7 protein-coding genes are annotated in these 8,106 nt (G+C 38.5%); 4 read left to right on the forward strand and 3 right to left on the reverse strand.

Features of this window, described 5'->3' with window-relative positions:
• Positions 1 to 76: 76 nt before the first annotated feature.
• A complete protein-coding gene (gene mfd / locus BUB91_RS18870) occupies positions 77 to 3,463 on the reverse strand; it encodes a transcription-repair coupling factor (protein WP_073100754.1) in 3,387 nt (1,128 codons plus the stop codon).
• A 155-nt stretch (positions 3,464 to 3,618) separates the two neighbouring features.
• Here mfd and BUB91_RS18875 point away from each other — a divergent pair, with 155 nt between their 5' ends.
• From BUB91_RS18875 to BUB91_RS18885, 3 genes are all read left to right on the forward strand, one after another.
• A complete protein-coding gene (locus BUB91_RS18875; protein ID WP_073100761.1) occupies positions 3,619 to 4,110 on the forward strand; it encodes an RNA polymerase sigma factor in 492 nt (163 codons plus the stop codon).
• Between the two features lie 4 nt (positions 4,111 to 4,114).
• Complete coding sequence (locus BUB91_RS18880) at positions 4,115 to 4,723, forward strand: hypothetical protein (protein ID WP_073100755.1); 609 nt, start codon at positions 4,115 to 4,117, stop codon at positions 4,721 to 4,723.
• A 132-nt stretch (positions 4,724 to 4,855) separates the two neighbouring features.
• Positions 4,856 to 6,208, forward strand: coding sequence for a dihydrolipoyl dehydrogenase family protein (locus BUB91_RS18885; RefSeq protein WP_073100756.1), 1,353 nt, complete (start codon positions 4,856 to 4,858; stop codon positions 6,206 to 6,208).
• Here the strand turns inward: BUB91_RS18885 and BUB91_RS18890 are convergent.
• Both BUB91_RS18890 and pdeM read right to left on the reverse strand, forming a co-directional pair.
• Positions 6,198 to 6,995: a hypothetical protein gene (locus tag BUB91_RS18890; RefSeq protein WP_073100757.1), complete on the reverse strand. Its 798-nt coding sequence runs from the start codon at positions 6,993 to 6,995 to the stop codon at positions 6,198 to 6,200. The genes BUB91_RS18885 and BUB91_RS18890 overlap by 11 nt on opposite strands.
• Before the next feature lie 83 nt (positions 6,996 to 7,078).
• Positions 7,079 to 7,714, reverse strand: a complete 636-nt coding sequence (pdeM, locus tag BUB91_RS18895) for a ligase-associated DNA damage response endonuclease PdeM (RefSeq protein ID WP_073100758.1) — start codon at positions 7,712 to 7,714, stop codon at positions 7,079 to 7,081.
• Positions 7,715 to 7,840: 126 nt separating this feature from the next.
• On the opposite strand from pdeM, the gene BUB91_RS18900 reads away from it, so the two are divergent.
• Positions 7,841 to 8,106 (forward strand): transposase (locus tag BUB91_RS18900; protein WP_175551014.1); only part of this gene is annotated, 266 nt, incomplete at its 3' end.

Genomic DNA, 8,106 nt, shown 5'->3' on the forward strand with positions numbered 1-8,106 from the left:
AACTTATATTTTACCCGTCATTCACCCGACATTGTACTAATAATGCGGTTTAAGAAGATTTTTGTAAATTTTATTTTTATTCAGAAACCACTTCCGTTTTCTTAGGCATTAGCGGTTTTAAAACATCAATCGCTTTATCTACCGAAGAAATTCCGGGAGCGGTTAGTAATAAACGCAATCCTTTTGAAGTCTTTTTCTCTTTAAGCGTAACCCGGTTAGAATGTGTTTGTACATACTGAAGCACTCTAGAGAAAGCTGCGCTTTGGTAAAACTTAGACTGCTGGTCTGCAATAAAGAAACCGATGAGTTTTTTGTTTTTCATCACTACTTTTTCGAGTCCATAATGCGTGGCAACCCATTTGATTCGCACCGAATTCAGTAAATCTTCAGCTTGTGGTGGCAATTCTCCAAAACGGTCAATCAAACGCGTTTCAAATGCTGCAAGTTCTTCTTCGGTCTTTAAATTGTTTAATTCGGTATAAAGATTTAAGCGCTCTGTGATATTATTGATATAATCATCAGGAAAAAGCAGAGAAAAGTCAGAATCTATCACGGTGTCTTTGACGTATTCTTTGTTTTCATCATCTACATTTTCATGCGCATAAAGATCTGCAAACTCATTTTCTTTAAGTTCTTCAATCGCTTCGTTTAAGATTTTCTGATAGGTGTCAAAACCTATTTCATTGATAAATCCGCTTTGTTCACCGCCTAACAAATCCCCGGCACCACGAATCTCTAAATCTTTCATCGCGATATTAAATCCGCTTCCCAGACTGGAGAATTGTTCTAAAGCAGTCATACGTTTACGCGCATCTTCGGTCATCGCAGAAAGTGGAGGCGTGATAAAATAACAAAATGCTTTTTTGTTGCTTCGGCCCACACGACCCCGCATTTGATGCAAATCAGAAAGTCCGAAATTATTCGCATTGTTTATAAAAATCGTATTGGCATTAGGCACGTCAAGACCACTTTCTACAATGGTAGTAGAGACCAAAACATCAAATTCCCCGGCCATAAACTTGAGCATAAGATCCTCAAGCTTTTTACCATCCATCTGGCCGTGACCAATAGCTATTTTAGCATCAGGCACCAAGCGCTGAATCATCCCGGCAACCTCTTTGATATTTTGCAAACGGTTATGAATAAAGAAAACCTGACCGCCACGTTGAATCTCGTAAGACACGGCATCTCGTATAGTTTCTTCCTGCAATCTAACAATATGAGTTTCTATAGGATAGCGATTGGGTGGGGCCGTGGTGATCGTACTCAGATCTCGGGCCGCCATCAAACTAAACTGCAGCGTACGCGGAATAGGCGTTGCCGTTAGCGTCAGTGTATCTACGTTTTCTTTTATAGTCTTGAGTTTGTCTTTGACCGCAACGCCAAATTTTTGCTCCTCATCTACAATGAGTAAGCCTAGATCTTTAAACTTTACATTCTTGCTGGTCAATTGATGCGTACCAATAATAATATCTACCCGGCCGTTTTCTAAGCGTTCTAAAGTTTCTCTTTTTTCTTTCGCTGTGCGGAAACGATTCAGATAATCTACCGTAACCGGTAAATCTTTTAGGCGTTCAGAAAAGGTTTTATGATGTTGAAATGCCAAAATCGTTGTGGGTACTAAAATCGCAACTTGTTTCCCATTATCTACCGCTTTAAATGCAGCTCTGATAGCAACTTCGGTTTTACCAAAACCTACATCCCCGCAAACCAGACGGTCCATCGGGCGAGCACTTTCCATATCTGCTTTTACAGCTTCGGTAGCGCTACTTTGGTCTGGCGTGTCTTCGTAAATAAAACTCGCTTCGAGCTCATTTTGCAAATACGTATCCGGACCAAAAGCAAAACCTTTTTCAAGTCGGCGTTTTGCGTATAATTTGATGAGGTTAAAGGCGATTTCTTTAACCTTAGTTTTCGTCTTTTGCTTGAGTTTTTTCCAGGCAGCGCTTCCTAGTTTATAAATCTGAGGGGGTTTGCCGTCCTTTCCGTTGTACTTCGTGACTTTATGTAGTGAGTGAATACTCAGGTACAATACATCGCGCTCTCCGTAAATCAACTTAATCGCTTCCTGACGTTTACCTTCAACTTCAATTTTTTGAAGTCCGCCAAATTTTCCAATCCCGTGATCAATGTGCGTGATGTAATCACCCACTTGCAGACTGGTTAATTCTTTTAAAGTAATTGCCTGTTTTTTCGCGTAGCCGTCTTTCAGTTTAAATTTATGATAGCGCTCAAAAATCTGATGATCTGTGTAGCAAACCAACTTCAAGTCGTCATCTATAAATCCGCGATAGAGCGAGAGAATAATGGTCTCATATTGCTTAACATTGAGATCAGCATCATTAAAAATATCCTGAAAACGCTTTGCCTGCTGCTCACTAGAACAACAGATGTAATTTTTATAACCGGCCTCATAATTTTCGTTTAAGTTTTCAATCAATAAATTGAATTGCTTGTTAAACGCGGGCTGCGGTTGTTGATTAAATTGAATACGTAAGCCTGTCTTTTCTGAAGTTGCAGTAACAATAGCTTCATTAAAAGTTACTAATGTAAAATCTAGCAACTGCCTTTTAATCATTGAAGAGTCACAAAATAACTCTGCCGGTGTATTGCGCTTGATTTCACTCTCCAATTTATTGAAGGCTTCCTCTGCTTTGCTGAAATTGGTATCTATACGTGACGCAAGCTGCTCGATGTCTTGTGTAAAAATCACCGTGTCTTCTGCGATATATTTTAAGAAACTCTCCCGAGTTTCCTGCAACGCCTTGTTTTCTACATTAGGCATCAGACTAATCTTGCTGATCTTCTCTACAGAAAGTTGGGTTTCTACATCAAAGCTACGGATGCTGTCTACCTCATCCCCAAAAAATTCTATACGATACGGCTGATCATGAGAAAATGAAAATACATCAATGATCCCACCACGTACCGAAAATTCGCCGGGTTCAGTAACGAAATCCACTCGTTTGAATTTGTATTCAAAAAGCATTTCGTTTACAAAATCTAGTGAGATCTTGTCGTTGAGTTTAACTTTAAGCGTGCTTTTGTCAAGCTCTTTACGGGTTACAACTTTTTCAAAAAGCGCATCTGCATAAGTGACAACCAGCGCTGGTTTTTTACGGCTGTTGATGCGGTTAAGCACTTCGGCACGTAATAAAACATTAGCATTGTCAGTCTCTTCTATCTGGTAAGGCCTGCGGTAACTACCGGGGTAAAAAAGCACATTGTCTTCTTTAACGAGTTGTTCCAAGTCATTCAGAATATAAGCCGCTTCTTCCTTATCATTTAAAATGAGTAAAAAAGGTTTAGCTGTAGTTTTAAAACTTTCTGCCAGTGTGATAGACATCGAGGACCCTATGAGTCCGTCTAATTTGATTCTATTTTGAGATGCAGCAAGAGCATCCCCGAGTTTCTGCAGTTGCGGAGACTCCAAAAAAGGTTTGGTGATGGTGGTTTTACCCATAGACGGACAAAGATAATACGTAAATATTGGTTTTTAAACTGGTTTTGAGATTTAGTATTTTAGTAACATATCTTACTTTTTTAAAAATAAATTACTCAAACTGTGATTTATTTAAAAATGCTGCGAATAATAAGGTATACCAACAGTTAGAAAGTTTGAGTAAGCAAACCACATTTATTAACATCATTCAGAAGTACAAGGGCATTTTATATAAAGTGATCACGATGTATTGTAAAGATGAAGATGATAAAAAAGATCTGGAGCAAGAAATTCTTATACAAATCTGGAAATCTCTAGATACGTATGACGATGCCTATGCGATGACGACATGGTTGTACCGGATCTCGATGAATGTTGCGATTTCTCACTACCGTAAAACATTTAAACATAAGGGTAAATTGGTAAGTCTGGACGCAGGTTTGCTAGATTTTACCCCGGCTTCTGAGGCTAGCGAAAGAAGTTATGAGCAAGATGTTTTACAAAAGCTGCTTAACGAGTTGAACGAATTTGACAAAGCACTCATGTTCTTATACCTCGAGGATAAAGATTATGAGGTGATTGCACAAATTCTAGGTATTACAAAAACCAATGTGGCGACCAAAATTAACCGCATTAAACAAAAATGGAAACAAGAACTTAATACATAAGATTATGAATGTAGATGAACTGAAAAATATATGGAAAAATGATATGTACAGCCTTGAAAAGCGTGTTCAGATCAACGAAGAAAAACTGAAAAATTTAGAGTTTAATAAAGCGCAAAGCAGCTTTGATAAATTCTTGAAGATCTCTATTACAGGGAAAAATATGGCTTTGGTTTATGCAGCACTTTCTACTGTCATGATTTACGCTTTGAGAGAATCACCGCTGTATCTTGTGTTGCTATTTGTAGCATCAGCGTTAATGGTATTTTCCTATTTTCAGCATAGTACACTGAAGACAATTGACTACGGAAAACTGAGTATTTTAGACTTACAAAAGGCAATATCTAAGTTTAGAATTCATACCGCAAAAACAGCAGTTTATGATATTAGCATCGTTGCAATTTGGGTTGTGTTTACAGGACTCGCTTTTGTCAAATGGATAAAAGGATGGGATGTTTTTGAAAACCCGGAGCAATTATTACAAAACGGGATTTTATTTGGAGTTCTACTGTTAGGACTTGTTGTGGGAAGCAAATATATTTATGCTGATTATGACAAGAAACTGAAAGAAAACGAAAATGACCTCGAGCGTTTAAATGCTTACGGTAATAACTAAGAGCTGAATACTATTTTTCCAAAAGAGCCTGATTGACCGTCAGGCTCTTTTTGGTTAATAATAACCGGATTTTACAATTTCACTAACACAAAGACGCACAACACTCTGCTATCTTTATAAAAAATCAATTTTATGGCAGTAGAGCATTATGACCTTTTTGTAATAGGAACCGGTAATGCTGGTAAACACGTGGCTTACGAAGCAGTTGATGCAGGCAAACGCGTCGCTATTGCAGACAATAGAGAATATGGCGGTACGTGCGCAAATAGAGGTTGCGACCCTAAAAAAGTTTTGGTAGGAATCACCGAAGTACTGGAGCGCAGTATAGATCTACACGGCAAAGGAATTTGCGACTTGCCTAAAGTTGACTGGAAAGATTTTATGCAGTTTAAGGAGACTTTTACAGATGCTGTTCCTTTTACTACAGAACGAAAATTGGAAGATATGGGGATGACTTTATACCATCAATCTCCAAAATTTTTAGATGAAAAAACATTGTCTGTTGAAGGTAAAACCGTGACTGCAGATAAAATTGTTATCGCTACCGGAAACATTCCGTTAGCATTGAAAATTCCCGGAAGAGAACATGCGTTGATAAGCGATGATTTCTTGGAACTCGAAGAACTGCCTGAAAGCATAATCTTTATTGGCGCCGGTTATATTGGGATGGAGTTTGCTCACATTGCCGCACGATGCGGTGTTGACGTCACCATAGTAGATGTGAATGAGCGTATTCTGTCTAATTTTGATGAACAATTAGCGCTATACCTTCAGGAGAATTCTCAGCAGTTGGGGATAAAATTTATATTTAATGCTCGCGCTTCAGCAATAGAAAAACTGCGTAAAAATTATCGGGTAACGCTAGATCAGGGTGGAAAAGAAGTTGAGATTAAAGCAGAAATGGTTTTTAATACAGCGGGGCGTGTGCCCTCTATTCAGGATTTAGACCTGGAAAAAGGAAACGTTGCTTTTTCAAAAAAAGGTGTTGAGGTAAATGAGTTTATGCAAAGCCCTACAAATGCTAATGTATATGCTTGTGGTGACTGTACCGCCAGCGGAAGTTTACCGTTGACACCTGTTGCGCATCAAGAAGCGTATTATGCTGCAAAAAATATTTTAAACGGAAATCATACGAAGCTAGATGTTCCGCCAACACCATCTGTTGTTTTTACGCAGCCACAATTGGCAACCGTAGGTTTAAACGAAAAAGAAGCAAAAGAGCAAGGTTACGCTGTTGTGGTTAAAGCGCAGAACGTGCCCAAATGGTATAATTCTAAACGTATGAACCAAAATTGCTATGCTTTTAAAACGGTCGTGGATAAAGAAACAGGTTATATTTTAGGAGCACATCTTTTAAGCTGGGACGCTGCAGAAACCATAAATATGTTTGTGATGGCTATGTGCGGTAAACTGGATGTAAAGACCTTAAAAAGTATGGTTTTTACGTATCCAAGTTGGTCTAACGATATCAAGTCTATGATCTAAGACGTTGTTTTAGTTTATTCATAGGATTGGTATCCCGATTTTTAAAACCGTGAATTCCTGCAGAAATAGCTAATAAAGCAGCACCTACTAAAGCAAAATAGGCAACGCTTTCTAAATTTTCATAATGTCTTATAAAGATTGCAAAAAGAGCCCAAGAACCTACTAGTGCAAACTCTCGCATATTCCGCAAATTGATCATCAACAGGTTGATATAAACCGCAATAGTGATCATAACCATCGTAGTTATAATTTGAGCAGTCTGACTCAAATCAACACCAAGTTTTATTAAAAATGCTGAAATGTTTGCAATGGTCGCAACAGCAATCCAACCGCTGTAAAAACAAACAGGCCACCATACAAACGCAATAATTTCAATAGGAGCATCCCAGCGTTCCATATTTGTTTTGAGTACAATTTTAAGAAGTGAAAACAGTATTCCCAGCATAATCAATACAGAAAGCCAGACGTAATCATATATAAAAGCCAGAACCCAGCAGGCATTAAGAACATTGGCTATAAGAAACCAATAACCGGTTTGCTCAATATGCGGCGTTTCTTTATTACTGAAAAATGCACGTTTAATTCCAAATATCGCATAACCTATCAAACCTAAAAAGATGAATCCCCATATGGAAAATGCATAACCCGCCGGTGTAAACAAATTGCCATATTGCGCACTTATTTCACCAATGGTTGTGCTATTCCAGCGTTGTGCTTGAGAAAATCCGTTTACGGCAAGCACCAGAATCACGGAAAGTAAATTGAGTATTGCGAGTTTTTTTTTCATAGTAAATTTTCGTCATTCTGAATTTACTTCAGAATCTCACTAGCTTGGTTCATTAATTTGATAAAGTGATGTCAAAGAAGTACTTAACATACCTGTATCACTTCATTTTTGGTTATAGCAAAAACTTGATCACCTGTTTTAGGCTCCAGATAATAGTTGCCCGTAAATGTACCAAAAGCCGGCAAGATCAGTTGATTTTCAGTCTTAAAGAAACATGAAAGTTTCAATACTTGTCTCCCAATTCCACCCAAACGAAACCCCGGATGTATATGCCCGCAAAAATTGAAAAAGCCTTCTCGTTCTTCTGGAAGATGCGTTAGCAAAAAAACATTCGATTGAAATTCACTATAAATATTGATATTAAGCGAGTCATATTTTAAAGGCGAAATTATGTCGTGATTTCCGGCGATAAGCAAAATTTCTTCCTTACGAGATCGCACCCACTTTTCAAACAACTTCCATTCAGTGTTGAGGCTGCTGTGAAAAAGATCGCCTAAAAAACAAATTGATTGCGCCTGATAGTAATCTGCCACTCGGCTGAGTTGGTCAAAATTTGCAGAAACTGCTTTGAAAGGCACCGCGCTGCCGTGCTTTCTAAAATGCGAAATCTTACCCAGATGCACATCAGCAATTAGGAGCATTTTCTTCTCGTGCCACAATATTCCGCCCGAAGGGTGTAGTGTAAACGTATTGCCTTGTATAGAGATTTCTTGAGTCATCGCTTTACAAATTTCAGCTATTAGGAGAGAAAGCACTGTTTATAAAAACAAAAAGAGGCTGTCTAAAAAGTCAAGACAGCCTCTTTTTTTTATGGATTTATTCTGAATATGTTTTACTTTCATGGTATGAAAGCAAAACCTGTTTGGAAGACCGACCATCAGTCTCAGTTGAGCCTGCTTCCGCCTAGTTATGATGATTTTGTACCGCAGAACCATCCTGTACGTATAGTAAATGCGATTGTCAACCGGATCGATATAAGTTCCATTGAGGTCACTTATAAAGGCGGTGGTACATCAAGCTATCATCCCCGTGCACTGCTTAAGATACTGATCTATGCTTACCTTCGCAACCTGTATTCCTCCCGCAAGATAGAGCAGGCCCTTGGAGAGAA

This window comes from Leeuwenhoekiella marinoflava DSM 3653 (assembly GCF_900129005.1).
GTDB lineage: Bacteria > Bacteroidota > Bacteroidia > Flavobacteriales > Flavobacteriaceae > Leeuwenhoekiella > Leeuwenhoekiella marinoflava.

Excerpts from the sequence above, each read along its gene's own strand:
- mfd (WP_073100754.1), bottom strand. The coding sequence starts at position 3,463 with ATGGGTAAAACCACCATCACCAAACCTTTTTTGGAGTCTCCGCAACTG.
- BUB91_RS18880 (WP_073100755.1), top strand. The coding sequence starts at position 4,115 with ATGAATGTAGATGAACTGAAAAATATATGGAAAAATGATATGTACAGC.
- BUB91_RS18885 (WP_073100756.1), top strand. The coding sequence starts at position 4,856 with ATGGCAGTAGAGCATTATGACCTTTTTGTAATAGGAACCGGTAATGCT.
- BUB91_RS18890 (WP_073100757.1), bottom strand. The coding sequence starts at position 6,995 with ATGAAAAAAAAACTCGCAATACTCAATTTACTTTCCGTGATTCTGGTG.
- pdeM (WP_073100758.1), bottom strand. The coding sequence starts at position 7,714 with ATGACTCAAGAAATCTCTATACAAGGCAATACGTTTACACTACACCCT.